Consider the following 26,070-nt stretch of genomic DNA (forward strand, 5'->3'; position numbering starts at 1 on the left):
CTCGGTCAGGGCAATGCGGGCCACCAGGCTCGCCTATGGCGGCTTAGCCACACGATAAAGAGCGTGTCCTCCGCACTCTGGTCAGCGTTGTACAGGTTCTCGCTGAGACTTTGGACCATGGCGCTGCTCTACCTTGTCCCGAGCGGAGTGCAGACGCAACAGCGTTTAAAGGTTTCGCGCGTGCGGCGTGCCAGCGCAAACATAAAAAAGCGGCATGCTTCCAACGGCAACGATGACACTACTACAAGCGGTACTGCGAAGAGGCAGCCGAGCGGCTCAAACCACCGACCGACCGGAGTTGCCAGCAGGTCACAATCTGCCGCCACAACGGTCAATGTCCTACCTCCTGAAAAGCAAATCGCAGCAGCAGCTGCAGCTGCCAGCGCAGCGCAACTGGCGGTGGACCGAGCAAGTGATCAACGTCTTGCTGGCCTCATGCAAGAACCGGCGCGAAAGCGTTTGTATCACCTGAATGATCCATCGCTCACGACCGATGGCCAAGCCCGGCTCCGCGATTCGATCGGCAAAGAGCTGCCGCGAGGCGCCGCCTCGAACGCCGAGCGGAGCAAGGACAGCGGCTGGTCCCTTCTGCGCCATTGGCATGCTATCGTGGCGATACTGCTACTTCTGGCGCTGTTGGCAGGGCTCACCTTTGCCGCGTGGCGCAATACCGGTGTGGATACGCTCGTTGCTGACCAGACCTGGGCGGTGACCTGGCGCCTGCCCGGCGGTCAGACGCTCGCTGGTGCTTGGCGCGCCGGCTATCCGGTCGTCGTGATGCAGCCGAGCAAGGGCACGGTCATCATCCGCCGCTGGGTCAATTCGCGCGGCTACGCGGAAACAGTCGTGCCGGCCGATTGGCTCGCATTGAACAGCCGGCCGTTGAAGTAGCTTATGTCTCGCGGAGGGACCAGCATGCTTAATAAACAACTCGCTTCATGGATCGTCGATTCTGTTATCGGCAGGCTCTTAATCAACGGTCCGCCACCTCAAATTGAGGGAAAATACGGCCGCGTGACGCTGCGGTGGTGGGCGCACCAGGTATCGTATGATGCCGTGCTCGCATCCGCGATTTGCAGGCTCGATGAGCTCGAATATAGCGAGCGCTTCGCGTTCTTCTGCCACCAGTTCCTGGAGGCTCCGCATTCGCCCGCGATGGAGCAGGATGGTGGCTTTCAGTTCGCGCACCGCGCCACGCGCCGATACATGATCGCCGAACCCGCAATCTTCGCTGCCGATATCGATGACGTGTGGCAGCGCCTTCGCGAGCGCTTCGTCGGCGCGTTGCGTCGCAGCGGTTATCCGTATGCGCCCGTCACCGAGGTGCCAATCCCGAGCGAAGGCTAATAATGCGCACACCAGCATCGCTCGCGATCGCCGCAATCCTGGTCCTCGCAGCGGCTCTGGTCGGCTATCCCATAGCCGCGAGTGTCACTCATGGGGTCAATGTTGACGTCTGGCCCGCCCCCGTGATTAGGCCTCACACCTGGTTCGAAGCGATCCTCGAATCCTACGGCTGGGACAACATCAAAGCATATCTAGACATGATCAGCGGCACCAGCGTAGCCTTTGCAGGTGGCGGGTCTTGGCAAGCCGTCGCAATCTTCGTCCCGCCGACACTCGTGTTACTCCTTTTGCCCGCAAGTCCTCCGGTGACTCGCGACCCGCGCGGCACCTTTGGCGACGCGCGCTGGGCATTTCCGCGAGAGAAATCCGAAATGCGGGAAGGGATAGAGCTCGGCATCGATCCGGATAGCGGCAAGCCGGTCCGCGTCAGGTTCGAAGGAAATTTCTTGACGATAGCGCCACCAAGAGCGGGGAAGACCTCCGGATTGGCGATCCCCAATCTGCTGGCACCGACCAGAAATGCTTGGACCGGGCCAGCCGTCGTCATTGATCCGAAAGGACAGGTTTTCAAGACTGTTGCTGAACGACGGCGTGCACTCGGACGCCGTGTCGTCTGCCTTGATCCGATGAATCTTGTCGGTGGCATCGATACCTGGTGTCCGATGCAAACGGTACATCCTAACGACGTTCTGCATGCGCAGCGGATTGCACGGGCTATATTACCTGCCACTACGAGCGCGGAAAGCGTGTATTTTCAGAACCGCGCCACTGATCTCATCGTGACAGCGCAACGGATCGCAATTGCCGCAGGAAATCCCACTCCGCGTCGCGTTGCAGAACTGATCGGAGATCCGGAAGCGCTCGCCAAACGTATCGATTCACTAAGCAGCGACACGATCACGGACCGAGTCCGATCGCTGCTTGCTATGGAGGCGCGAACGCGCGACCCGGTCATCTCGACTGCGATGCAAGCGTTTCAGTGGTGCGACGATCCGCGGATGCAGCAACTCACCAACGGGAGCACGGTCGATTTCGAAGATCTCTGCCGCGACCAGCTAGACCTATTCCTCACCTTGCCAACGGAATCACTTGAGACGCTCGCGCCTTTTGTGCGATGGTTTCTGACAGACCTTTTTGCGACCATCCGCCGAACGCCGCCGATCGAACGTGCCATAATATTCGTTGACGAAGCTCGCGCGCTCGGCCGGTATTCCGAGCTCGTTGTCGCGTCAGGCGAACTACCCGGTCATCAGGCGAGCCTCTGGACCTTTTGGCAGGACAGGTCGCAAATTCAAGCGATCTACGGCGAGCAAGATGCCGCGACTTTGCTGCGCACGGCTGAATTCGTGACAATCTCCGACCCAGCAGCGGTTGATCCGGACGAGTGCGATTTCTGGTCGAGAGCGCTTGGTGACTTTTCGCTTTTGCAGGAGACGAAATCGATTGATACGGGCGGCGGTCAAAAAAGGACCAGCACGACGACCGTGCCGATGGCCGCGCGCTTGATGAGTTCTGAAGAATTGGCCAGGCTGCCAGCCAGCGAGCTCATCGTGTTTCCGAAGAGCCCCCGTTACGCGAAACGTCCTCTGCGGCTCCTAAAGACGCGCCATGACGACCCCCGTTTGAGTGTGAAGTAGTCATGGCGCGCTTGCTTACCTAGCCGACGGCGACGCACCGAGCCAAGTAGATGCCGACGGTTGCGCGACAGATGCCGTTGCGCGGCTCATCGTTTCAGATTGCACTTTCCATCTCGCGCTTTGTCTTTCGTTCGAGAAGGCATCCTTGATCGCTCTGGCTCGGGCGAATGCGTTCTTTCTAATCTGCGGGTTTGTTGCCCCCGAGGGCCGCCGCCGAGCTCTCAGGGACGGGAAATCAGGGCGCTTACGCGCCCTTCGCCTCTCCGCCGTGTCTGTCTTCGGCGGCTTCCCGCAGCACGATGCGGCTACCGTTCAGCGGCACAAGATCGAGCTGAAGTGTGAGGCCCTTGCCGTCCTCGTGATCCCAGCCCGCGCCAATCCGTGTCCAAAAGCTCTGCTCGCCGCGCTCGGCTACGTGATAGGCGATCAGAGCCGGGCCTTGATTTTCGAGTGCCTTTCCCTTGCGGTAGTTGCGGTTACGTGTCGTCATAGTCTTTCTCCTTTTCGGTTAGGGTTTTTCGATATGCCCACCATTCATCCGGGCGGAAAAGCCGGCGATGCACCGAAGGGGAACGGGCAACACGGGAGCTAAGCGAATGGAGCGGGCCGCCTGTTGCATCGACGGCGCGCACGGTCAGGTTGGCGTCAGAGTCGAAAGAACCGCCGACAAAGAAAAAGGCGTTGTGATGATACGAAATTCTTTGCAACATCTGCTGCGAGGAAAGGATTTTGTCGAAAACAAGCCTACCCGCGATGAATGCTCCTCGCGTCGGCGAAGCGCGTATGAAGGGCTGCTATATCCAGGTCGGCGTTTTACCTGAATCGATCAAGAGGATGGCAAAGCGTTGCTCCGCATCCGGTGACACTCTCTGTTCGCGGAACGGCAGACGCATCGTGCCGCGAGTGCCTTTTCCAAGATGAGGAAAGGACAAACGGAAGCGAGCGTAAGCGCTCTTGCTCTTTGACTTGAAGCCGCCGATTTGCGAAGCGGCGAGCAGCCTCGGGCAGCGATTTTTCGTGCATCCTTCCGTGCGCCTGGACGCCCTTGCAGCCGGCGTCGCCATCCGGCGTGCGGCAAACAACCCTCATCCAGGAGCGGCCGTTGAACGCAAGTCCGTCCTCCGCCACCGGACGACCGATGCACTGCCGACCCGGCACACTTTCCCCTTTCGGGCAGGTCAAGCCATCGGCCACCCGTTCTTTCAGTCCACGAATCTGGCAGACAGTCCGCTGGTGGACGCAAGCGTGAAGCTCCTCCTCTGTCGTTGCGGCCCGTCCTGACCACTCCTTCGGCGCATGAAAGCCCCGATTGGCCGGGCTTGAAGCGCAAGGAGGAAAACATGCAGATCCGCATCGCATTCATCGCGCGGCAGCCGATGACGGCCCCGGCGTCAGCGTCTTCTGACTGATGGTGTTTATTCTGGACGACGGCGACCGCCGCGGGAAAGAGCGGCGCAAGCGCAGGCATGCGCAGCCACAGCCATAGGGCTGCACGCCGCGCCCGCCACCCGGCGGGCGCGGCAATTTCGCAAGCTCCTACGCTGCCTCCGCTTTGTTGGATGGCTGCAAGCTGTTCAGATAGTCGGCAGCGCGCTGCGCATGCGATGCGGCGGTAAAGATCGCCCGCTTGTCGTTCTTCAGCACCTTGAGCCAAGAGGCGATATAGGACGCATGGTCTTCGCGCGTCTCGGGCGTCAGGTCGAGGTCAGAGGCAAGAAAAGCCGCGCCAAGCTCGGCGACAAGCTCTTCCATCGCATAGCCTTCATCGCCCCAACGCTTGCGGCCAAAGTCGCGCTCTAACCGTTTGCCGTGCTTCGTCCAGTGCGTGACTTCGTGCGCGAGTGTCGCGTAGTAGGACTCGGCATCGCGGAACGATTCAAACGGCGGCATCTGCACGTGGTCGTCGGTTGCGCTGTAGTGCGCCATGTTTCCGCCGTGCCTGATGTCGGCGCGGGTCGCGGCAAAGAACGCATCCGCCCGCTCGATGCGCTGCACGGGATCAAGCCGGGCCTCGGCCACCGCATAGAAATGCGCCGGCAATCCTTCGACCTGCTCGACATTGAAAACCGTATAGCCTTTGAGGAACGGAATCTCGCGCTCGGCGTCTTCGCCTGTCGCTTCATCGCGCTCCGTCCTGCGGATGCGGTCGGCATAGACGACAAGGCTGCCGTGCTCGCGCTTGCGCACATGCGCGCCGAGCTCTGCGGCCTGCTTGAAGGTCATCCAGATCGGTGCGGCATAGCCCTTGGCAACAGCCTCGCCCCACAACATCAGGACGTTGATTCCGTGATAGGGCTGGCCGTTAAACCGCAGGGGCCGCGTGATCCGTCCTGCGGCATGCTCTGCATTCCATGGCTTGAGCCAAGGCCGGACGCCCTGCTCAAGTTCAGTCACTATGCGGCTGGTGATACGCTCATAAACATCTGCTTTCACTGGTCTTTCTCCTAGTCTTAAAAGTGGTGCGCATGCAACCGGACTAGGCCCGCGCCAATGAGCGGGGGGATTGCCGTCAAGGCCGGAAAACGGCGGGTTGGTGCGGGCTGGAGCGCAGCGACGACACGGTCGCCGTTTTCCGCCCGCAGCAACGCGAAGGGCTTGGCCTTGAGGGCTTGGGGGTCGCAGACCCCCGACTTCTTGAAAGACAGGGGCCGCAGGCCCCAAAAACAAATGAAAAGGAAGTCAGCCGGCTTGTCCTCCATAGCCCGAAGGGCGACGGAGGGCGGCTGTCCTGCTCACCTTGCGCGAGGGATCGTCACCGGATGGTGGAGACCGCGAAGGCGGCTCCGGGAGCGCAGCGAGTAGAGTCCGGTGCGCGAAGCGGCACGTGCTCTAATCCAATCAGCATGATTCTTGACGGACGAGTCGTTCGCTGGGTATGCTTACACGGTGAAAACGCTTGGCCAAAAAATCCGCGAACGCCGCGAAGAGCTCGACCTCTCGCTCCGCGAGTTCGCAAAGAAGCTCGATTGCTCGCCCCCCTTCATCTCCGACGTGGAGCACGGACGGCGCTTTCCTTCCGAACCGATGCTGGAGGAGATGGCGCGCCTGCTGAAGCTCGATGTTGCCGAGCTCAAGCGGCATGATCAGCGCGCGCCGCTCGATGAAATCAAGCGCATGACGGAGCAGGACCCCGGCTACGCCTTCGCCTTCCGCACGCTCGTCGATAAGAAGCTGACGCCGGAGCAGCTTCTTCAGCTGGTGAACCAGAGCAAGCCTCTACCCAAAGGGGGCAAGAAATGAGGACGTACCGGACGAACCGGAGGCCGTTCGCGGCCCGACCTTTCTACAAGCCCCCAGAGATCGACCGCATCTGCGGCGACGCTCTGAAGTCCGCGGGATTGATGCCTGACACGCCCGAACCAGTCAGGGTCGAACGGTTCGTCGAAAAGCACTTCAAGGTCTCACCGCGATACGAGGCGCTTCCCGACAGCGTGCTCGGCTATACGTCCTTCGGGCCGAACGGGGTCACGGGCATTGTGATCACGACGGCGCTGGATGAGGAAGGCGGCAGCGTCTCCGAGCGCCGCATCCGGACGACGCTCGCTCACGAGGCCGGGCACGGCCTGCTTCATACGCATCTCTTCGCTCTCGGCGAGAAGCCGCCGAAATTGTTCGAGGATGGGAACGATCGACCGGAGATTCTCTGCCGGGATGTTCACGGCACACCGCACGAATCGCGCTACGACGGGCGCTGGTGGGAATTCCAGGCGAATCGGGCGATCGGCGGCCTCTTGATGCCGCGTGGTCTCGTCATCAAGGCGGCGGCTCCCTTTTGCGAGGAACGCGGCGGGCTGGGCCTGCCTGCGCTCAAGGAGGATGAGCGGGAGCGCGCCGCCCGCGAACTGGCTGAAATCTTTGATGTAAATCCTGTCGTCGCTCGTATCCGGCTCGATGATCTTTTCGCCCGTCCGGAGAGCGGCCAGCTTACCCTTTGATTTTTTTTGCGACATCTGTTAGCTATATAAGCTAACGTTGGCATACATTGTGACGGAGACATCTGGACCGGCACTAGAGCCGGGTTAGGAGTGAACATGGAGAGCGGAACGATGAGTCAGGCGAAGGCGAAGCCCGATGAGGGCGCGAAGTACATTCTCAACATCGAAGGGGAGGAATTTCCCTGGGACGAGGACACGATCACGACCGAGCAGATTGCCGAGCTGGGCGGCTGGGACAGCTCGCAGGGCGTGATCGAGGTCGACCAGCACAACGTCGAACGGACGCTTGCGCCGGGCGAGGTCATCGCGATCAAGCCGGGCCAGGGATTCGGCAAGAAGCACCGCTGGAAGCGTGGGTGATGCGCGCGCGTATTAGCCACGAGCTGGCCCTGCTGCGCCGCCACTTCGGCGACGTCGAGCACGCTGAATCGAACGGGGAAGACTGGTTCAGGATTCCCCGTTACGTGCTGCCCGAAGGCTGGCGCATCGGCGACAAGGCGGTGAGCGAGCTGCCGGTCTGTTTTCTGATCAAGGGCAACTACCCCGGCGATGCGCCTTACGGATTTCTCACGCCCGCCGGACTGAATTTCAAAGGCGCCGCTCCGAATAACACGGGCGCTCCACCGTCGCCGCCGCCCTTCTCCGGCGAGTGGCTGCATTTCTCGTGGTCGGTGGAGAATTGGTCGGCAACCGCCGACATGGGCAAGGGCTCGAACCTGCTGGCGTGGGTGCGGAGTTTCATGGTGCGATTGCAGGAGGAGGCATGAAGGCATTTTTGAAGTTGGAGAACGGCGCGCTCGATGATTTGATGGCGCACCTGCTGCCGTCTGGCTCCGAAGAAGAGCAAGCGGCGTTCCTGTTTGCCCGCGCCGTGTGCAGCGATCATCAGGTCACTTTCGAGGTCGCGGAAACGAAGAAGCTCGGTCCTGGCGACTTCATCGTGCAGCAGGACGACTATCTGGAACTGGCCGATGAAACGCGCTCCGCGTTGATCAAGCGCGCGCACGATATCGACACGTCGCTCGTGGAATTGCACTCGCATCCCGGCCCATGGCCCGCCGGCTTCTCTTACGCCGATCGCCTTGGGCTGCAGGAGACCGTGCCGCACATGTGGTGGCGGCTCAAGAAGCGCCCCTATCTCGCCATCGTCGTCGCGAAGTCCGGGTTCGACGCCCTGCTCTGGCTCAACAATCCGAAGATCCCGCGTCCGCTGGACGGGATTGTCGAGGGCAGTCGCGTGCTCAAACCGACCAACTTTTCTCTGGGAGGCTGGGGATGAGCGATCTTCCTGCCCGTTACGACCGCAACATCCGACTCTTCGGCGAGGAAGGCCAGAGCAAGCTGCGAGCCACGAACGTCGCGGTCATCGGCGTCGGCGGCCTCGGCAGCCCACTCGTCCAGCACCTCGCCCTGCTCGGCGTCAGCGGCATCACTCCGGTCGACGACGAGGAACTTGACGAGACGAATCGCAACCGCTTCGTCGGCGCAAGACATGACGATCCCGTTCCTGGCAGTCCGAAAGTCGAACTGGCCGCGCGTCTTGTACACGAGATCGATCCCACCATTCGCGTCACGCCGGTAAGGGCAAGCCTGATCAGCGAAGAAGTGTTCGCTACCGTGAAGCAGGCCGATTGGGTATTTGGCTGCTTCGATGAGGACGGCCCGCGCGCGATTCTGAACGAATTGTGCGCCGCCTACGCGAAGTCCTATATCGATCTCGCCTCGGACGTACCGGAGGAAGGCGTCTACGGCGGACGCATCTGCGTCGCATGGCAGGGCGGCGGCTGCCTGCACTGCCTAGATGCTCTCGATCCGCGCGATGTCGAAGCATACCTGAGCACGGACGCCGAAAAGGCGGGCCGCGCCGCGATCTACGGTGTGCCGGTGGAGGTGGTGCGCGAGACCGGGCCTTCCGTGTCCCCCATCAACGGCGTCGCCGCCGCGCTCGCCGCAACCGAGTTCATGGTCGCCGTCACCGGCATGAGAGAGCCGCAGCGCCTGATCAACTATTACGGCCACGTACCAAAACTCACCACGGCAAAGCCGAAACCGGATTGCTATTACTGCAAGGGAATTCGCGGAAAGCCGCAAGACGCCGATGCCGAACGCTTCCTGCGGATGCCGCATCTTCGCGAAAGGCGGCGGAAGCAGACGCGCTGAATCGGCGAACCCGGAGCGTAGCACAGCGACTCTTGGGCAAGTCTCGAGCGCTGCGGAGATTAGCCATGCTATTCGCCGCATCTTTTGCGGAGAATGCGGGCGCTCCGGTGCTCCTAGCGGCCATTTATTCGGCCCGAATTAGGGCCAAGGAATCTTCCCGAACGCGTTGGACATCTTCGTGGAAGGCGAGCTGTCGTCGTCAACGGCCGGCCCCTGACTGTCACGCTGGAAGGAACGACCAACGCCGTTTACTTCGTAAAGCGTCAGAATGCGATCTGACGTGAATCGCTTGCGTTCGCCTCCCCGCGGCCTGGGGGGCAAAGCACCCCTAAATACCTAGAAGCTCTTTCAGCTGAAGTTGAATTGATGCCGAGTCGATACCGCGTTCTTCGCTAGTCGTTACAAGTATCCCCGACTCGCCGCCGCCTTCCTCACTCGGAAGGACGCCTTGCGCCCGGTACCAATCGAGCTTGTTCTGCCAGCGGCGGCGATACGCTGGCTCGGCCATCATCCCGAGGTGTTCTAGAAAAATTCTCTGACCAGTTTCGGCGTCGTCGATCGTGAAGTCCGGATAGCGGACGCTTCCGTCGCGACCGGTGAAGGGCTGTTCATAAGCGTACGGAATATCAAGCCCGTGAAGCAGATTAGCGATTATTACCTCCGACTTTGATCGGACGAGCTCGCCCCTGGCAGTGCGGTGAATCAATCCGTCCTCAAGGAACTTGCCGACGTATTCGACCGGCCTCGGGTCTCTGAACAGGTTGGTGATTCGGCGGAATGTCTCCGAATGCTCGGCAGATGATAGCTTCAGAAGGGCGCGGACGTCGCCTTGATGAAGGATAACCACATGCTCCCGTTGGCGGGTCAGAGCCGTATAGAGCAATTCCCGCGACAGCAGCCGACACGGATTCGGGACCACCACAAAGGTAACACCGAACTCACTGCCCTGAGCTTTGTGAATGGTTAGCGCATAAGCTAACTCCAGAGGCGCATCGCCTTCGTCGCCGAAATCACGCTCTGCGAACCCGTATTTGAAGCCGAGTTGAGACGAAAACTCGATCTCCATCTTCCAAGGCAAGCCTTTCGGCTTCCAATTTTTTCCCTTGAATTGCCCCACGACGAGTCCGATTTCGCCGTTGGCCAAATAGGGTTTGTCGACCTTGGGATACACGTCGTAGCGTCGCGCATTTGAAATATTGATGACCTTGTCCCCGTACAGAATGCCTTGTGGTCCTAAAGGCTTGCACGTCTTACGGTCCCAATGCCTTTCGGGTTCCGCCCAGGCGCGAGACTGTCGGCGAAACGATTTCTGCAACCATCGGTTCAGACCGTCGACACCGGTCTCACCTGCGCGCACCGGCGATAGGATTTGCCAGGATTCAACGTCGACGCCCCCGCCCCTTCGGCGCTCGACGCCTTCCGCGTCGGGCTCACTCCTCGAAAGATTGAAATACACAACGTCGTTGTAGAGGCGACCTCCCAAACTTACTTCAAAGAATGCACTGTCAGCAGCACCGGCCGGGACTTCGCTTTCCGCTATCGTGCGGACTGCAGTCTTGATCTCCGCGAGTAGTTTCGATTGCAGATCAACATCGCTCTCCCATCGGATTGCACGGATACCGATGGCTTTGCCGGACGCCAGTCGATCCCACGCTTCATCGGCACCGGGATCTGGCGCTTCATTTCCGAACCAACGAGAGAGAATGATGTCATCCCGCACGCCGCGAGTGCTCGCGTTCATCTGCTCGGTCTGGCGGCGGACGATCTTCAGTTCGGCATAGCCTCGCGGCCCCTTAGCGGCCTCTTTCGAGCCGTTCGCTGCAACAAAAGCGACAATATCGACGAATGGCCGTCCGGCTCCTATTGGCGGCAGTTGTCTGGGATCGCCTACTAGAATCAAACGTTCTACGGCCGTGGTCTCGATAGCATCAAGAGTTGCAGCAAGCTGATCTTCGGTTAACATTGAAGATTCATCGATGACTACAGTCTTGAAGCCCCGCTCTCGGTTAGGAGCGTCCGTGACGCTGTAACTGCCCGTTTCCGGATTGTATCGCCCGAGACCTAACAGGAACTGTGCGAGCGTAAACGCTTGAGCGTTCTTCGCGCGCTTCTGCATCTGGACCCGCGCCTTGCCTGTGGGCGCAAGCAGAAGGACACCGCCTTCGGCGATCGATGGAAGGGAAAGCAGCGCGGTGAGGAGACTCGTCTTACCGGTCCCTGCTGGGCCGATCAGCACTGAAAATCTCGACCGATAAAGTTCCTCTAGTGCCGCTGCTTTCTCGCGCCGGGCGAGCTCTTCCGTCTCAGGATCTGTCGCTTCCGCAAACGGTGGCAGTTGTTTATCGATCAGCGCACGCCAATTGTAATCGCCTGCGTGGATCTTACCCGCTAGACGCCGCTTCACGCGGGCAGCAATCAGCTCTCGGGATCGATCGTATTCTTTCAGCTGCCAGGCAGGTGCGCCATCTGCAATCTGCGCCGGCGTCAACCGCTCGCGCAACGACGTGCCGAATGCCTCCACCCAATCGCCGCCTATGCTGCAACGAGGTACAACGTCCAAATCACGCACCCTCTGAACGAGCCACGACTGTGGCAAGAGGGTGTGGCCTTGACCGGCCGCCTCGTCGAGCGTTGCCATACATAACGCCCGAACGCGCCGGGGGTCGATGGCCTCGGAGCAACGCGATGGTTCTGGAATTGGAAGGGCTTCCGATACTGTAGCGTCGGGGAAAAGACCGCGATCGATCGTTTTCACCGAAATCGCGTCGATGCGTGCCCTATCATCCTCGAAGCACCGATATGGATTGGCGATAATCTCCGCGTCGCTTGCCACAATTCCGGCGCGGGCGCGTTCTTCTGGCACAAACCAGCGCGTCGCTTGGTCGGACGAAATCTCGAAGCGCGCAAGCAACTTCAGCAAAGCGCGCCGTTCCGGCTTAAGGCCGTCCCATAATTTTGCGGCACTTGGGCCTATGGTGGACGCGAGGTCGGCCGGCAGCGACTTCGGATCGTGGAGGACTTTGCCGGTCGCCGGCCAGGGATCCCGGACTTCGTTAGAACCATCCGCGTGAAGCTGCTGTCCTATGGCGTGGGCAACCAGAGTCCCATGGGTCAGTCCAAATGCTGTGAGCGCCGAGCCGAGACCAGGAAACGCTCCTCGAAGGCGCCATAGCCTATTAAGTTGCGCATCAACCCACTCACGAGCGACGTGCCAATTGCCCGGCACGAGTTTCTCCAGCTTCTCCAACAAGGAAGCGCATGAGAGAAGTACAGTAATTGCCTGATCGTGAGTGACATGCTCGGAACCCATCGAGAAAGCATCCCAATGCTCATCGGGAGCATGCAGGACCAAGCTCGCCAGATCGACATTTGGATCCTTTGCCGCAAGTTCGAGCAGATCGTGATAGGGCAACAGAAAGCCATCGTCAATCGTCGGACGAATGGAATGATGTAGATTGCCCTCCCACAGCACACAGCGCATCCCATCAGATGGCGCATCTTTCTCGTAAGCATACTCGACAGGGAGATCGACCCTGAGAACGCGACCAATACCGACAATTGCCCGCCTGCCATCTTCAGTCAGTGGGGTACGTTTCGCGTAGAAGAAGACAAGCGATTCTTCGGGCTTGATCGCTCCAAAAAACGTCTCCAGCATCGCAAGCTGATTGCGGCGTTCCTGCACCCACAACTTGTCGAAGGCTAGGTCTGGCTCCAATTCAGGCCTGAAGCCAATTTTATACTGCTCCGCCTTGGCCGGAATGCCTGTCTCGGCGTTCTTCATCATCCACGCGAAAGGAACCGCCGCCGCAGAATATGCTGGGTGATGGAATTGACTCCCTACAAAATGTTTGTAGAGCGGATCGTGGCTGTACGGATGTTTAACGCTGCGCGAATAGCCGAAGGGCGACATGAAAGCGCCCCGCTCTGCTGCGCAAGCTGGCAATCCGACTCCGTCCGCATTCCAGGCCTTGCCTGCGATCCCAGCTTCGAAATCATCCTCTTTCGTTTCGGCAATCCGAGGGAGAATCAAACACGATGTATTGCCGCGCGGATTGGTACACACTTTGCCTGCCCATCGCCCGTCGTGCCACGGCACCCGAACGGAAACGTGCATTGTCGGCAACTGCCTCGCGCCTTGGATCATAAGCCCCCCGTTACGATGAATGTTTTTTCAGCGCCCAGCAAAGCCCCATTGGAGCGGGACTATCACGCCACACGTGAACCAGAAGACTCAATCGGATCTTCGGATCTCTGAACCAGCGCTCTCCAACCGACCCTCTCGCAGTAATCCATTGATCAACGATCGCGCAGCATCTTCTATCGCTGGTCCGGTCCGGCGGTATCCCATCCACCGAGCGAACGCGCGGACAGCCTCTTCGCGTGCGGTCCACTGCCGCCCCTGCAAAGAAGCCAGGAATTGCTCTTTCAGAAAGTCGCGGTCGTACTCTTCAATTGCTCGCGCGAATAGACGGACGACCCCGCGATCGCTCGCGGTAATTCCCCGCCGTACAGCCGCCCGCATGGCACCATCGAGTTCGTCATAAATCCGGGCTCCTGTGCGCTGGTAACCCAGCTCTCGCGCAAGCGCATCGATTGCCGCCTCCCGTTCTCGCTTTTGGCCGTCGCCGAACAGATGGCGAATTCTGCAAATCAAGTCCTCCCGATCCAACTCGTCCGGTTCCGTACACCGAGCATCGAGATCGACCGATGCGGCCGGGTCGTAGGACGTCGTATCGGGTTCGGCCGCTTGCAGAAGCCGCGACGGGACCGTCCGATATGCAGGAGCCGCCGAGTTCGGATGCCGCAGGGTCGTCACATTGCCCGCATCTCCGTCGATGGTGATAGTCTGGCCCTGCGCGTTCCCTTGTACGAATGCACCTGGCCAGCCACCGTGTGCGTCTATGACCTCGTCAATCCTCCTCATTATGCGGATTGTCTCTGCGAGAGCGGCTATGATCTTTTGGTAGTGCTCAATGTCCTCCTTAGAGAGCGTGCGGCCTTTGCGGTCTTTGAGCCATTTCTCGCAGACCTGATATCCGCCGATCTGGAAGGCCCAGACGTCTTCACGAACGCCACGGAAGCCTATCGTCTGAGCTTTGTCGATCCAGACGGTCTCCTGAGACCACGAGACTTTTTCCATTTCTGGATTGCGTTCGCCAATGAACTCGGTGATCGACGGCGCAAGCTTGGGCGAGTCTAAGACATGCAACGCGCTAAGTTCCCCACCGAGGCCGACCAACGCGCGGAACAACTCTAGACTTCCGGTCAACGGCACACGCGGAAAATCTACCTTCAGAAACTCGGCGTAGCGGCTTCGGTAGACAGGACTGTGAAGTAACGCATAGATGTAATTGAATATATCTTCTGGGGCCATTCCGGCCGGAAGACCGTACGCGCCGACGGTCTCCAGTGAAAGAGCGGATGCGAGGGAACGGAGAAATGAAGGCGCCAAATTTGGTCGTCTCTCGCCGTCCCCTTTCAGCAGGGTCTTTGGTTCGTCATCAGCAACCAATAGCCAAAGTGGACAAAGGTAGTTCACTTCTTTCAATGAGACCGAGTGATGGCCGATAATTCCTGCAGTGCAGAAGACGTGATTAAATTGACCAATCTCGACACTGCGCGAAACCGCAAGCCCCACGTTGGGTTCTCCCACCATGTTACTCATCACTTTCCGACATGGCGAAGCATAGAATCCTCGTGAGTTACCCGTGTAATACGTAAATCTGCTATCAAATGGTCGATACAGAATGGGACAAATCTTCTTCTTGGAGGGCCCGCTTGCTTGAACATCGGCCTGTGCAGTTGCGACACGCCAGTCCCGCGCGTCCTTGCCAAGCCCGTATTTAGCCCTCGCTTCTTCAGGAGCTAACGAAGCAAAGTCTCTGACGCGCTTCCACAGAGCATCAGCATCAAAGTCCACCGTCATCGAATCTCGCGCCATCACCACACCAACACCGTTGATGGGGAAGATGTCGGTCACTTTCCAGCCCGAGTCGTACTCTAAACGAAAGTCGATATTCTGGGGCTCTAAGAAGTAAAATGGCGAGTCTGGCTTTAGCGACGTAAACGCATTATCGTTTCCGTCATGCTTTCCAAGCCAAGCATATTTGTATTCGCGAGAACCCCACAGATCCGCGTATTCTACAATAGCATTGGCGCCGATCCGAACGCCGAGACAAATGGCGACACCTTGTCGAATGTCAAAGACATTTCTGTCTTCGGAGCCATCGGGCGCACGTTCCTTTTTGTTCGCGTTTCCATGAAGGTTCAATACACGCAGTCGGGAGAATGTCGTCAGAAGACTCTGGCGCATTCCCCGGAACGTCGGGTTATCGAGATACCCGTGATTCGTTATGTAGCCGATAACGCCGGCGCCCGTGCCATCTATTGTCGCCTGCGCTTTGCGGATGAACTTCACGTAGTCGTCCTGCAGCCAGAGTTTACGTTCGTTCAACGCTTCCCCGTCAACAACCTTGTAAGCGTCAACAATACGCTGCGCGTATTCCGTCATGTTAGACGAAATGCCGGCATACGGGGGATTGCCAATAACGACGGTGAAGCGCTTGCTCCGCTTGATTTCGTTCACAGCCGCCGCCTCATGAGCGAGCGCCCCGAACCCGATAAGTGGGAGCTGCTTCACCCATGGTTCGAGAGCGTTGCTGAGATAGATTCGAGCGCGCTCTTCAGTAGCAAAGAGATAACCAGTCTCGGCGAGTTTGAGGCTGATCTTCATGTGCGCGATGGCGTAGGGAGCCATCATTAGCTCATATGCATGGAGGCGCGGCAGCAGGTGCTCCGGCACGTAGTCATTCCACGCCGCGTTTTGTTGACCTTCGCTAAGACCCAGCTGGCGCCACTTCAGGGAAAGCGTACGATAAATAACGTCAATGACTTCGACGAGAAACGTCGCGGTACCGGTTGCCGGGTCTAGGATCTGGACGAAGGGCTCTTCAGGCGCAATCGTGCGCGTCTCGCCAGGCTCGTCGCTAACAAGCGGGAGTTTCAGGTTGGGATGCCTTTTCAGCATCTCGCCCCAAGTTGCGGTGTCTGCGAGCCCATCGGCAAGATCGAATTCGGCCCGCAATAGTTCGTGGACACCGCGGACAATGTAGGAAACGACCGGTTGTGGGGTGTAGAAGACGCCGCGCTGAACTTTGAGCTGCTTATTATATTCATGCAAGAACAGCTCGTAAAAATGCATCACCGGATCTTCCGCCCGGTTGCGGTCGCCGAAGTCGCGGATGACCGCTTCCATATTTGCATCATCAAGTAACTCTACGACCTCTGAGACACCAAGCTCGTCGAAGTCGATACCCGGCCCGCCTGCTTTGCCGCGCCTTCCGCCAACTTTGAGGAACGTTTCCATCAGCTCGCGCAGAAACGGATTGGTGCGCATATGGGCGGCAAAGTCGTCCGCCGTCTTCTTGTGTGGATCGGCGATACGCGCCGATAGCAACCCATAGGCGATCGTTTGCGCGTACATGTCGGCGAAGCCGCGAGGGTCGAGGTCATGAACCAGCGCTTCCCGAAAAGCCTTCATAAGCTTCGTCAGCGGCCCTTTGTCGGTCTCAATCGCAAGCGCTGTGCCGATACGGTCACGAATAGCACGAGCCAGCTCGGCCAGTCTGATGGAGAGCTCCCTGGAGGTGACCACAACTTCGCGATGGCGCAGGTTGAAGGCGGAACGCCAGTTTTCTCGCCAAGCCTTCACATCGGCATCGTCCTTGGGCCAAGCGAGATGTTTCCTCAGCTCGCTGGCAACCGCGTCGAGGTGAAGCGCAGTATCGAGGTTGTCCCAGCCCAGCACCTTGAGAGTTGGAAGGTCGCGACCATCATCGGCCCTTGAGAAGTGCGCGAAGCTAATTTGTCGCTCCTCGCCCGCGCCATAGTTGGAGATGAAGAGCAAGTCATCGGCTGCCCAAGCAGCGCGTTCGGCAGCATTAGCGGAAGCACGCTTTTTCAGCGCGACCGAGCTGAGGATGCGGCGTAGCGCGACCACCGGAAGGCTTTTTGGCTCGAACTTGACAAAGAAGATGCCCCAAGGTTGATTTGCGGACAGCGGACGTAGGCGCTTTATTTCCTGGATCTTCGCTGCGTTCTTAGCATCGATCCCGAGCTCTTCTGGCGTGTACTCGAAGGTCAGCTCTTCGAAATCGCCGCCATCGATAGGCCACCCCATGGGATCCCGCAAATAGCGGACAAGCTGATCGAAGCGCTTAATGGCGGCGAGTTCAGTACGGTGATCAGTCGGCACGAGCTCAGCCCTCGTTGATTTCCATCCAGCACTTGAGCGCCGGCTTTATGCCCACAGGGGCGTCTACCCGCTTCAAGTACGCGTTCTTGATATGCCTTTCGATCTTGCCGCGGAGGTCAACCAAGGCTGCCTCCGCCATCTTGCAATGTCGCGGCGTGTCCGGCTCCGAGCGAATGCCGGCGACGATCTCACCCGGCTCTTCCAATATCGTGTTTCGGTCAAGGTCATACAGATACCAACGAGCCGTACCGGCTTCGTGGGAGAATTCCCCCGTCTCTTTGTCGAGTGCAGGCAAACTGTAGCAAAAGAACACACCCGTCGCCCCCTTCCGCGGCCGCTGCCTCCCGCTGAAAAAACCGCCCGGCATTCCCCTGAGGCGATCTATAAGCGATGGATCGCTCAAAAGCAGCGATTGATATTCGAGGTGCATTTCCTCCACCGCCGTTTTGGTACCCTCATACGCGTGATTGAACTCTTTCAGAGCATCATAATCATCATCGGGCCTTAGGAGCTTCTTTCCCTCGATTCCGAAGGTCTTCGAAATCAGCAGCGTCTTCTGAGTCACCTTGGTGTACAACGTCAGGATTGCGTTCAATTCATCTGGGGGCAGAAAATTCCAAAAACTCACTTTGCCGCGCGACGAGGCGACCTCTGGGTGATCATCTATAAGCCGCTTCTCGACATCTGGATTCATTCGACGATCAACACGGCCAATGCGTTGCATCAGTCGAACCGGATTCCAGTGAATGTCGTAGTTGATCATCCGGGACGCATCTTGGAGGTTCAGGCCCTCTGAAAGAACGTCCGTCGAAATCAACACTCGAATTTCGTCGCGACCGCTGTCGAGCAACATCTTACTCGTGTGCGCATTGTAGTACGGGGAGAACCGTTGGATGACATCCGCACGATTTGTCTTCGTTGCACTGTCAACCTCCGCGACTCCCGTAATGCCGGCCGCCTCCAATTGACGCTTTAAATAGCGGGCAGTATCGGCGAATTCGGTAAAGATCAGAACTTTCTGGCCGACCAACTCCTTGGATTTCAGCAGACGGATGAGCTTCTGCAGTTTGTCATCGTGTTTAGTTTCGAACTTTCTAGCCTCCTCTATGAACTGGACTATCTGATCGAGGTCTAGAAACGTCTCTGACATCATCTCCGCGACTTCATAATCCTCTCTCTTGAGTCGCTCCACCGCGTCGAGCATCTCTTGCGGCACGACATCGTCGTCAAAATCGCTATCTTCGTCTGGCCAGAGTTCCAGCTGCCGGGCCGCGGCATAGCCCAGGACCTCAGCATTCTGAGATTTCCAACGTTCAAGACGCCTCTTCTCCGCATCGGTTTCACTGTGCACCTCAAGAAATGCGAGCAACTTGCGGAGCAAGCGATCACACGACAGCTCGAACGCGGCGACTGAGCTTTCAAAACGTTTGAGAAAATTGGTCCTGATCAGACCAACGACCTGTTCCTGTCGTCCCTCTTCAAGGGGGTCTATGCTCTTATCGCTGCCCTTATACCAGGCGAGAGGGTAATACATGGGCAGTGTAAACAACGGTTTCTTACGGGTGAATGCTTTCTCAAACATCTCCAGCAAACGTCCGTAGGTCTTCCGAATGGAATACTCGGCTACTTGGGGCGGTCTTCGATCCGGGAACACTGCCGCATTACCCGACTCACGCATCTGGCTTTCGCGCGCGTAAGCTCTACTTCTCTGAACTACAAGGCTCTTGAAAATCTCGTCGCCTGCGAGAAATTCCTGCACCTCCCCCATATGACCGGACACATCCGCAACTTCAGGGCCGACTGATTTTCGCAATTGCTTTTCGATGTTGTTGAAGTGCGATCGGAGATTGTTAACACCGAGCGTTCGGGAGAAATAAGCTTCGTCCCGGCGAGTGAACAGCTCCGCCATATGGCGGAAATCACTGATTCGGTTGTTAATCGGTGTGGCCGTGAGCATGAAGACGCTCTTCGTACGCACCGTCGAATCCAAGAGGTCGTAGAGCTGATAATATCGTGACGGAAGGCTCATGCCATCCGGCGACTTGCGAAGCCCCGGATTCCGAAAATGATGAGCTTCGTCAATGATGACGACATCGGCCAATTCTGCAATACGACGAAACCGCTCCGGGAATTCACCCTTTCGCCCGAGATCAGTGTGGCTGAAAACCGCCAAATTGCTGAAGTCGGCATTACCGCCCACTCCACCAATATGAGGGAGATATTGCCGGAGATGAGGCTCCCAAACGCCGTCTTTTGCAGCCTTTGGCGCAAATAGCACGACGCGTTTCCCTTCGTGTAAGACCAGACGCTCGATCAGCATTAGCCCAACGAAGGTCTTGCCTAGGCCCACGCCGTCACAGAGAAACGCTCCTCCATGTTGCCTTGCGATCTTCATCAAGGCCCAATACGCCTCCTTCTGGTAGCGATCGATCCTCGGAAACATCTTTGAGCGGGTCTCGTCCCACTCGGTGGCGGTCAGTTCGTGACCACGGAAGAATTCGTGCAGCGACTTGGCGTAAACATCGAATGGCGAGTAAAGCCGTACATGGCGCGATATCGCCTCAAAAATGAGATCGGTTACGTCAACCGCTTCATTCCAGTGAGCATCAAACCACTCCTGGAGCTGTGTGACTTCGCGGGCGCTTTGGATTTGAACGTTAAGTTCAATGTTCTTGGTCAAGCCTGGCATCGTGAAATTGCTTGAACCAACCAACGCTTGTGAGCCGACGACATCAAGCCTTGCGTGTGTAATATACGTCTTGGCGTGAAACTTGTCGCGGTCATAGACCCGACACTCGATCTGCCGGGACTGCAGTGCAGTTAGAATCGCCGACACACCTCGGAGAAACGGGTTTGGTTCTTTCGTCGCTTCCAGGCTTCTGTCGAGCTCGTCAACGGCCTTTTTGACAACAGTATCCAAAAAGGCCTTCCTCGTTCGATGCGAGGTATCGGCTCCCATAAGTATTCGAATCTTGTCAAGCGACTGCCATTTGCCGTCAAGCGCCAGAATGGTGCCGATATCGAAATAGCCAGTTGCGATGTCGAAACCCTTGGCTATTTCGGTCCACTCTTCGAGATACCGCAGGGCGGTCCAGCCTGAGACACTGTTGTCGACAATGAAAAGATCGCGGCCCTTTCGCTCCTCATTCATGACCGATCTCCGCGAGCAGACGCAACCACGGCTTGACGCTTCAAAACCTCTGTCTCAAAGGCATCAAGGACGAGATCGTACGAGCCCTCGTTCTTGCCAACCTTCTGAGGATCCGCACGGAATGCATCGAGAATGACGCGGTATTTCTTTACAATCGCTTCCAGGTGTTCGTCCAGGAACCGGAAAGGATCCTCCTTCCAACGGACGTGACCATTTGCGTCTTTCTCCATAAGTGCCCGCAGCCCATAGACCAGAGGCATGATCAGGCCGTCCGGATAGGCATAATCGACTTCCACATCCGTGAAATGAGTGCGCGGCTTCGATCGCATCCTGTCCGCCATCTTGACTACGGCGAGGCCGCCGAAGCGACCTTCGCGATCGCCATTGTAGGCCGCCGGAAACTCGCGATAGATCTTGTCGTAAAGTTCAGGCAGTTGGCCCGCAATGACAAGCGCGCTGTGCACCGCGGTGTTGTGAAGTTCATGAGTGTAGTCTCCATTGGAGGCTCTGGAGACACGCTCGTCGCCCATCAGCGTATCGAAGTGCTTGGCGAGCTCGCCCTTGTTCCGATAGATATTCTGAGGCGGGATTTTGAATTCCATAGGCAACTCAATTACCGACAACGGAATCCATGCGAGGGCGATCAGATCGCGTACCTTGACCTCGCCACCATCATTCGATTTCCATTCGACGCGATTCGCGATCGACGGCTGCAGGGACTTGCGGAGGTATTCGTAGAACCCCTTCTTGTTTGCCTTGGTCTCCAACGTTAGTTCAACGTTGTTATTGCGGGCGGCGCAAATATCAAGAAGAGAGCTGTTGAAGTCGTCCACGGTTTCGCTGTTGGTGATGTCGGCGGGGACAAGAACCTCCACAGGGACAAGAAAGTCGAGCGGCCCACCTTCCGCTTCTTCGCCAGCAGCGCGTTTAAGCTCGGCAATCTCTTCGCGGTTTGCGGCCCAAGCGTCCTTCAATTCTGTCCAGCGCTTGATCTTTTTGAAGATCCGATCATCGCCGAGAGCCCGCGCCAGGACGTAGGTGCCGATAGCAAGCATGTTGTGCCCGCCATCCAGGATTCCCTCGATCTTCGTATTCTCGAAGCGGATTTCGTATCGCTTGCGCTCAAGCGCGGCGTAGTTTGAGGCGCCGACAAGAACCCCCTTTGTCTTGAAGGGAAAAGTGTCGGGCGTATCGCAAATGCTCTCGATGATATCTGCGGTTACCGGCCCGGCCTTGGCTTCGCGAGGATTCGCTTCAAGATCCGCTGCATCAAAGAGTTGCAGCATATTCTTGGCTCTGACAAAGCCCACAATACGGCGGACAGGTCCCTCCGTCTGCTCGGATACCTGCTCAAAACGGATAACGACTTTGGCGGGATTCATTTCGGTTCTCCAAAAAGGAGAGACCGATTCTAGTGCGGACTCACGTAATAATGACGGCTCAAAGGGCGCAAAAAAACAAAATATCCCATCAAAGCCATCGCTATCCAGCGACACCACTACCAGAACCGTCTCGGGTTCTTGTTTCAGCTTCCGTCCGGAAGCATCACAAACATGCACAATCGCCGGTTGTTCGTCAAGATGTCTGTCAGACCGGGGCTCTACCAAGTCCAGCGGAAAGCCTGTTGCCTTGCGGTGCAAGAGATCTCTCACCCGGGTTTTTACGGGGATTCACGAGTGACGTCCTGATTTTGAAATTGCCGAACCGCGTTGGTCGCTTTTCCAGGAAGTTGAAAAGTGGCTTGCATGATTTCCGCCTCCAGATCGAGGTCGAAGGCGGCGAGGTCGCCCCAGCCTTCTCAGGGCTTCAGGCCGGCGGTCGCAGAAGCCTTCCATGATCTGAGCGCGCTTGCTGGCCTCCGCTTGCGTGCTATTGACTTGAGAAGCAGCCAGGCAGCGTAACCTCCTAAGTCGCTTGATTTTACCTCGTAAGTGAAATGCTCTACAGGAAAATCCTCTGCATCCCACCAGCTGCTCAACAGGCTATACTACTATCTTCGAACGGCGAAAGCTCCCGATCCAATGGCACGCTCCCTTGAGCAAGCACGAGAACATATCGCGCCGGTAGACTTTGCCGCTGCGAGTGCCCTTCTTCGATCTCTCATTGCGAGCCGTTCGAATCGAACGGAGCGGCTGGAACAGTCAGATGTTCGTGACGCAGTCGAAACGATAGGCCGCTACGTTGAAAATGCTGGGCCGATTCCCTTGAGGTTGGAATCGACATCGCTGCTCGGAAAGGTAACCGAAACATTCAATTCGAAGGCCTTGATCGCGACAGTCGCAGTGCTGATCGAACGAGGCCTAACGATTCCGCTGCCTGCGGTTGGCACATGGGGAAATGCAGACGATCGGAGATATCTTGCGAAAGCGATCTCGCTTTCGAAGGCGGCGTGGATCCCGCAATATGCTGCGGAAGCCTTGGCTCAAGCGGAATTAAACGAGAGGGTGTCACGAGACATTTGGGCGGAGCTGGCTATCGCCCGTGCTGAGAATCTGGCGGCAGCGCTCAGAACCATTGCTCAGGCACTGAGTGACTGGTTGTCGGGACGAGAAGATTCGATAGAACTCAGCTACCGCAAGATCCGGCGCATTTGCGAAGCCCTGGAGCAAACTCTCCTGACTGCTGACGTACCGTCGGGGCGCGACTTTGGAGATGCATTTGCCACGCTAGTTCGCGTTGCTGGCGGCAAGAAAGGCGCCGACGCGGTTAGAGCGCGAGAGGAAGCTGCGATCAGCGTTCTCGATCTACTCATCCAAATCCTCCGCCTACGCTTCGACGTGCTTTTCGATTCGAATATCTATCGAGCAGCAGGGACCGTCCGCGGCTGGTGGCGGCCTGCACGCCCACCTGAAGAGGTCGAAAGGAGAACGGATCGAGTCGCCGATCTGGCCATGCGTGGTTTGCATATATTGGCTCGACAGGGCGTACAGGACAACGAATTGCGCACCGCTCTGAGCAAGGCATTAGACGCCGGCCGGGTAAACTCCGCTGGTCAAGCGGTTGCAGCCGCCGACATCGGTCTTGATCCAGCACTCTCAAGGTTCCTCGCCACTGGCCAAGAGCTTCCTGAAGTCAAGTCAAGCGATACCATACAAGAACTCAACGAGCAGGCGACGGACGAATTGCTCGGCCGCCTGCTCCTGGCGGTGACTAACCAGGATGTTAGCCCGGACGCGGTTCTGTCAGTGGCTGACGCAATCGACGTATTTGAACCGACACAGGCTTCTGTAATCAGGAAAGCGGGCGCGCGACTGGAGCTCATACGTCAATGGGTAGACGCCCTTGCAAGCAAGCGCCGCCTCGCGGCCTATGGCTCTCGCGGAGAGCTGGTTCAGTTTGATCCAGCCGTACACGACACGGCCGAAACGCTCCAGCGTTTAAGCGAAGTACGGATTGCCCTGCCGGGCGTGATTCGAGCGGTAGAGGGCAGACCGCCGACGATTATTATCAAGGCAATTGTAGAGAAGTTGTAAGGGGGGACTATGAATACGGAACGAGCGCGCGATCTGCTTGCCAATCTACTTGAGCGTGCCAGATCATCAGGCGAAAAGGTGTTCCTGACCAGCCGCGAAGTCAGCGCACTCGCAATCCTGCTCGGAGAGGAGACTGCCAATCCGGCTCACCCGTCCGAACCGCGAGTAGATGACGCTTCGCGATTGCCAATCGCGTCGGTCGCGTTAACTCCGGTGCAGGTGACTGAGGCGGAGATCGCCCCGAAGGCAATGTTGTGTCTTGATTTCGGCACCTCCTTCTCAAAAGCATTTGTGAGCGTCGATATTGGTGGCGACGAACCGGAATTGATAGACCTACCGCTCGGAGACGCGAGCACCGGGGCCAAGCTCACAACACCTTCCGAGCTGTTTATCGATGGTGATTGGATATATCTTGGAGTTGATGCACGCCGCAGGTGGGATGACATACAAGCTCCGACAGAGCGGTTGGTCGACTCGATTAAGCAATTCATTACGCTGAATATGGATGTCTCAACCCTTGGACAGCGGGCGATGCCTCCCGCGCAAGACCCGCGGCAGCAATTCTCTCAACGCGACATCCTGGTACTTTATCTTGCCCATCTGACGGCACTTACGGAACGCGCAGCCAAGGAGAAGGGCTTAACGCCCAACCTGCGACGGCGGTTCACTCATCCTGCCTGGAAGGATGAAACAAGAGAGCACAACGAAAGGGAGATGCGCCGGCTGATGGCGGAGGCTGTTGTCCTCGCCCGCTCCGCTCCAGCCGAATTCACAACGAAGATAGCATATGCGTCGGCACGTCGGTTGCTCGATCAACTCTCATCCGTTGGATCCGACAAGCTTCCCTCTGTACTGATAGGCGAGCCGGTTCGCGAAGCGACCGCGGCCGGGGCTGGCGCTCTGTTGACTACCCGCGAGGGTAAGCGCGAGGCTTACTTGGTGCTCGATATTGGCGCTGGCACGACCGACGTCGCTGGCTTCTATTGCGTGAACAACCCGAACAATGACCGTATGCGGGTATTTGAAGTCTCCTCGGCCGCCGATGCGAAAAATGTGGCGGGAAATACGCTCGACAACGCGCTCCAGCGTTTTGTGCTTGACCGAAGCGGGCTTTCGCTGGATTCGGCTGAAGCCCGCCTCGCAGGACACGCCTTGCGACGGCAGGTCAGGAACTACAAGGAACAACTGTTTAGAACCGGAAAATTGATAGTCGAGCTCACGACGGATCAACTCGTCGAGGTCAACCTCGACGAATTTCTTTCTTACGGACCCGTCATGCAGTTCAACAAACTCATCACTGAAATGGTCGCTCGCTCCGCGGCGGCGCTTGCTGGCGACCTGGGGCGAGTGAAGCTCGTAGCAACAGGCGGCGGTGCAACGTTGCCGATCGTTCGGCAACTAGGCGAAGATGGGGTTCGGCACGGAAGCAAGCAAGTCGTCTTCTCGGTGGTAGACGCGATGTCGAATGATCTCCGAGAAACTCACCCAGACCTTATCGATCCGTACCCACAGATTGCGGTCGCGCTGGGCGGTTCGCTGCCAAACCTTCCTGAACAAAGGTCAAGCATTCCGACAGGTATTAGCACTCCGCCGAAGCTGACATTGTCCCCGATTTACAAGTCATAGGCAGGGCGTTTGCGGACCGCCACCGTGTGGACAGGGCGCGGGACGACATGCGGACGACATATTGAGAGCGTTCGCACAGCTCACTGCGACGATTGATCGCCGACTGTTCCGGATGTATCAATGAGACATCCCTCTTGTCGGAACGTCGATCGGCCAAGTGTGGGAAATCAAAGAGTTACGCTGGATCTGGTAGCGGGGGAGGGACTCGAACCCCCGACCCCAGGATTATGATTCCCGTGCTCTAACCAGCTGAGCTACCCCGCCACAGGGATCGCGTCGGCGACGAAGGCCGATCTCGCGAACGCGCGGCATATAAGGAAGGGGGCGGCGGGAAGTCAAGCAAAGCGGGCCGCCTTTTTCCGCCCTGGCCGAGGCCAGGTCGGGACGAGCCGCCGTGTGAATGCAGCCTCTTTTCTAAGAGTTTGTCACGGCCGGGCTTGTCCCGCCCATGACGGAGCGTGGGGATGCGAAACGACCTATTTCGGCC

General features: G+C 57.9%; 17 protein-coding genes and 1 tRNA gene. 11 read left to right on the forward strand and 7 right to left on the reverse strand.

The window, feature by feature from the left end:
- The first annotated feature begins 117 nt into the window (after positions 1-117).
- From EHH60_RS30195 to EHH60_RS30205, 3 genes are read left to right on the forward strand one after another with little or no spacing between them, the layout of a single operon-like run.
- Entirely contained in the window at positions 118-891 is a 774-nt protein-coding gene (locus EHH60_RS30195; protein WP_124162999.1) for a hypothetical protein, read from the forward strand.
- 3 nt (positions 892-894) lie between these two features.
- Positions 895-1,347, forward strand: coding sequence for a hypothetical protein (locus EHH60_RS30200; RefSeq protein WP_124163000.1), 453 nt, complete (start codon positions 895-897; stop codon positions 1,345-1,347).
- A 2-nt stretch (positions 1,348-1,349) separates the two neighbouring features.
- A complete protein-coding gene (locus EHH60_RS30205) occupies positions 1,350-2,984 on the forward strand; it encodes a type IV secretory system conjugative DNA transfer family protein (protein ID WP_124163001.1) in 1,635 nt (544 codons plus the stop codon).
- A 244-nt stretch (positions 2,985-3,228) separates the two neighbouring features.
- Here EHH60_RS30205 and EHH60_RS30210 read toward each other — a convergent pair whose 3' ends face one another.
- Both EHH60_RS30210 and EHH60_RS30215 read right to left on the reverse strand, forming a co-directional pair.
- On the reverse strand, positions 3,229-3,474 hold the full coding sequence (locus tag EHH60_RS30210) for a hypothetical protein (RefSeq protein WP_124163002.1): 246 nt from the start codon (positions 3,472-3,474) through the stop codon (positions 3,229-3,231).
- Between the two features lie 1,046 nt (positions 3,475-4,520).
- On the reverse strand, positions 4,521-5,417 hold the full coding sequence (locus tag EHH60_RS30215; RefSeq protein ID WP_124163003.1) for an ArdC family protein: 897 nt from the start codon (positions 5,415-5,417) through the stop codon (positions 4,521-4,523).
- 417 nt (positions 5,418-5,834) lie between these two features.
- Here EHH60_RS30215 and EHH60_RS30220 point away from each other — a divergent pair, with 417 nt between their 5' ends.
- The 6 genes from EHH60_RS30220 to EHH60_RS30245 all read left to right on the forward strand — a co-directional run bounded on the left by EHH60_RS30220 (position 5,835) and on the right by EHH60_RS30245 (position 9,079).
- On the forward strand, positions 5,835-6,224 hold the full coding sequence (locus EHH60_RS30220) for a helix-turn-helix domain-containing protein (RefSeq protein WP_124163004.1): 390 nt from the start codon (positions 5,835-5,837) through the stop codon (positions 6,222-6,224).
- Between the two features lie 101 nt (positions 6,225-6,325).
- Positions 6,326-6,919: an ImmA/IrrE family metallo-endopeptidase gene (locus EHH60_RS30225; protein WP_124163005.1), complete on the forward strand. Its 594-nt coding sequence runs from the start codon at positions 6,326-6,328 to the stop codon at positions 6,917-6,919.
- Between the two features lie 111 nt (positions 6,920-7,030).
- The gene (locus EHH60_RS30230; protein WP_124163006.1) at positions 7,031-7,279 is read left to right on the forward strand and encodes a multiubiquitin domain-containing protein; all 249 of its coding nucleotides are present in this window, start codon (positions 7,031-7,033) and stop codon (positions 7,277-7,279) included.
- On the forward strand, positions 7,276-7,686 hold the full coding sequence (locus EHH60_RS30235) for a hypothetical protein (RefSeq protein ID WP_124163007.1): 411 nt from the start codon (positions 7,276-7,278) through the stop codon (positions 7,684-7,686). Before EHH60_RS30230 ends, EHH60_RS30235 begins: the two co-directional genes overlap by 4 nt.
- Positions 7,644-8,198 (forward strand): Mov34/MPN/PAD-1 family protein, encoded by a 555-nt coding sequence (locus EHH60_RS30240; protein ID WP_124163008.1) that lies wholly within the window; start codon positions 7,644-7,646, stop codon positions 8,196-8,198. The genes EHH60_RS30235 and EHH60_RS30240 overlap by 43 nt, the downstream gene beginning before the upstream one ends.
- Entirely contained in the window at positions 8,195-9,079 is an 885-nt protein-coding gene (locus EHH60_RS30245) for a HesA/MoeB/ThiF family protein (protein ID WP_158626789.1), read from the forward strand. The genes EHH60_RS30240 and EHH60_RS30245 overlap by 4 nt, the downstream gene beginning before the upstream one ends.
- Before the next feature lie 328 nt (positions 9,080-9,407).
- Here EHH60_RS30245 and EHH60_RS30250 read toward each other — a convergent pair whose 3' ends face one another.
- The 4 genes from EHH60_RS30250 to EHH60_RS30265 form a co-directional block, all read right to left on the reverse strand.
- Entirely contained in the window at positions 9,408-13,193 is a 3,786-nt protein-coding gene (locus EHH60_RS30250; RefSeq protein ID WP_158626790.1) for an AAA family ATPase, read from the reverse strand.
- Between the two features lie 117 nt (positions 13,194-13,310).
- Complete coding sequence (locus EHH60_RS30255) at positions 13,311-17,333, reverse strand: type ISP restriction/modification enzyme (RefSeq protein ID WP_124163011.1); 4,023 nt, start codon at positions 17,331-17,333, stop codon at positions 13,311-13,313.
- Positions 17,334-17,337: 4 nt separating this feature from the next.
- A complete protein-coding gene (locus EHH60_RS30260) occupies positions 17,338-20,484 on the reverse strand; it encodes a helicase-related protein (RefSeq protein ID WP_124163012.1) in 3,147 nt (1,048 codons plus the stop codon).
- The gene (locus EHH60_RS30265; protein WP_199752209.1) at positions 20,481-22,124 is read right to left on the reverse strand and encodes a hypothetical protein; all 1,644 of its coding nucleotides are present in this window, start codon (positions 22,122-22,124) and stop codon (positions 20,481-20,483) included. Before EHH60_RS30265 ends, EHH60_RS30260 begins: the two co-directional genes overlap by 4 nt.
- A gap of 381 nt (positions 22,125-22,505) precedes the next feature.
- Between EHH60_RS30265 and EHH60_RS30270 the strand changes: the two genes are divergently transcribed.
- Together EHH60_RS30270 and EHH60_RS30275 are read left to right on the forward strand one after the other, a co-directional pair.
- On the forward strand, positions 22,506-23,957 hold the full coding sequence (locus EHH60_RS30270; protein WP_124163013.1) for a hypothetical protein: 1,452 nt from the start codon (positions 22,506-22,508) through the stop codon (positions 23,955-23,957).
- Positions 23,958-23,966: 9 nt separating this feature from the next.
- A complete protein-coding gene (locus EHH60_RS30275; RefSeq protein ID WP_124163014.1) occupies positions 23,967-25,583 on the forward strand; it encodes an Hsp70 family protein in 1,617 nt (538 codons plus the stop codon).
- A gap of 187 nt (positions 25,584-25,770) precedes the next feature.
- On the opposite strand, the gene EHH60_RS30280 is transcribed toward EHH60_RS30275, so the two are convergent.
- Positions 25,771-25,847 (reverse strand) — tRNA-Met (locus EHH60_RS30280).
- Positions 25,848-26,070 lie beyond the last annotated feature (223 nt).

It is taken from the genome of Bradyrhizobium sp. RP6 (assembly GCF_003837805.1).
Taxonomy (GTDB): domain Bacteria; phylum Pseudomonadota; class Alphaproteobacteria; order Rhizobiales; family Xanthobacteraceae; genus Bradyrhizobium.

Bases quoted from the DNA above. Each gene is read 5' to 3' on its own strand.
- EHH60_RS30250 (WP_158626790.1), bottom strand. From the start codon at position 13,193: ATGCACGTTTCCGTTCGGGTGCCGTGGCACGACGGGCGATGGGCAGGC.
- EHH60_RS30205 (WP_124163001.1), top strand. From the start codon at position 1,350: ATGCGCACACCAGCATCGCTCGCGATCGCCGCAATCCTGGTCCTCGCA.
- EHH60_RS30230 (WP_124163006.1), top strand. From the start codon at position 7,031: ATGAGTCAGGCGAAGGCGAAGCCCGATGAGGGCGCGAAGTACATTCTC.
- EHH60_RS30195 (WP_124162999.1), top strand. From the start codon at position 118: ATGGCGCTGCTCTACCTTGTCCCGAGCGGAGTGCAGACGCAACAGCGT.
- EHH60_RS30270 (WP_124163013.1), top strand. From the start codon at position 22,506: ATGGCACGCTCCCTTGAGCAAGCACGAGAACATATCGCGCCGGTAGAC.
- EHH60_RS30225 (WP_124163005.1), top strand. From the start codon at position 6,326: ATGCCTGACACGCCCGAACCAGTCAGGGTCGAACGGTTCGTCGAAAAG.
- EHH60_RS30210 (WP_124163002.1), bottom strand. From the start codon at position 3,474: ATGACGACACGTAACCGCAACTACCGCAAGGGAAAGGCACTCGAAAAT.
- EHH60_RS30260 (WP_124163012.1), bottom strand. From the start codon at position 20,484: ATGAATGAGGAGCGAAAGGGCCGCGATCTTTTCATTGTCGACAACAGT.
- EHH60_RS30200 (WP_124163000.1), top strand. From the start codon at position 895: ATGTCTCGCGGAGGGACCAGCATGCTTAATAAACAACTCGCTTCATGG.
- EHH60_RS30275 (WP_124163014.1), top strand. From the start codon at position 23,967: ATGAATACGGAACGAGCGCGCGATCTGCTTGCCAATCTACTTGAGCGT.
- EHH60_RS30245 (WP_158626789.1), top strand. From the start codon at position 8,195: ATGAGCGATCTTCCTGCCCGTTACGACCGCAACATCCGACTCTTCGGC.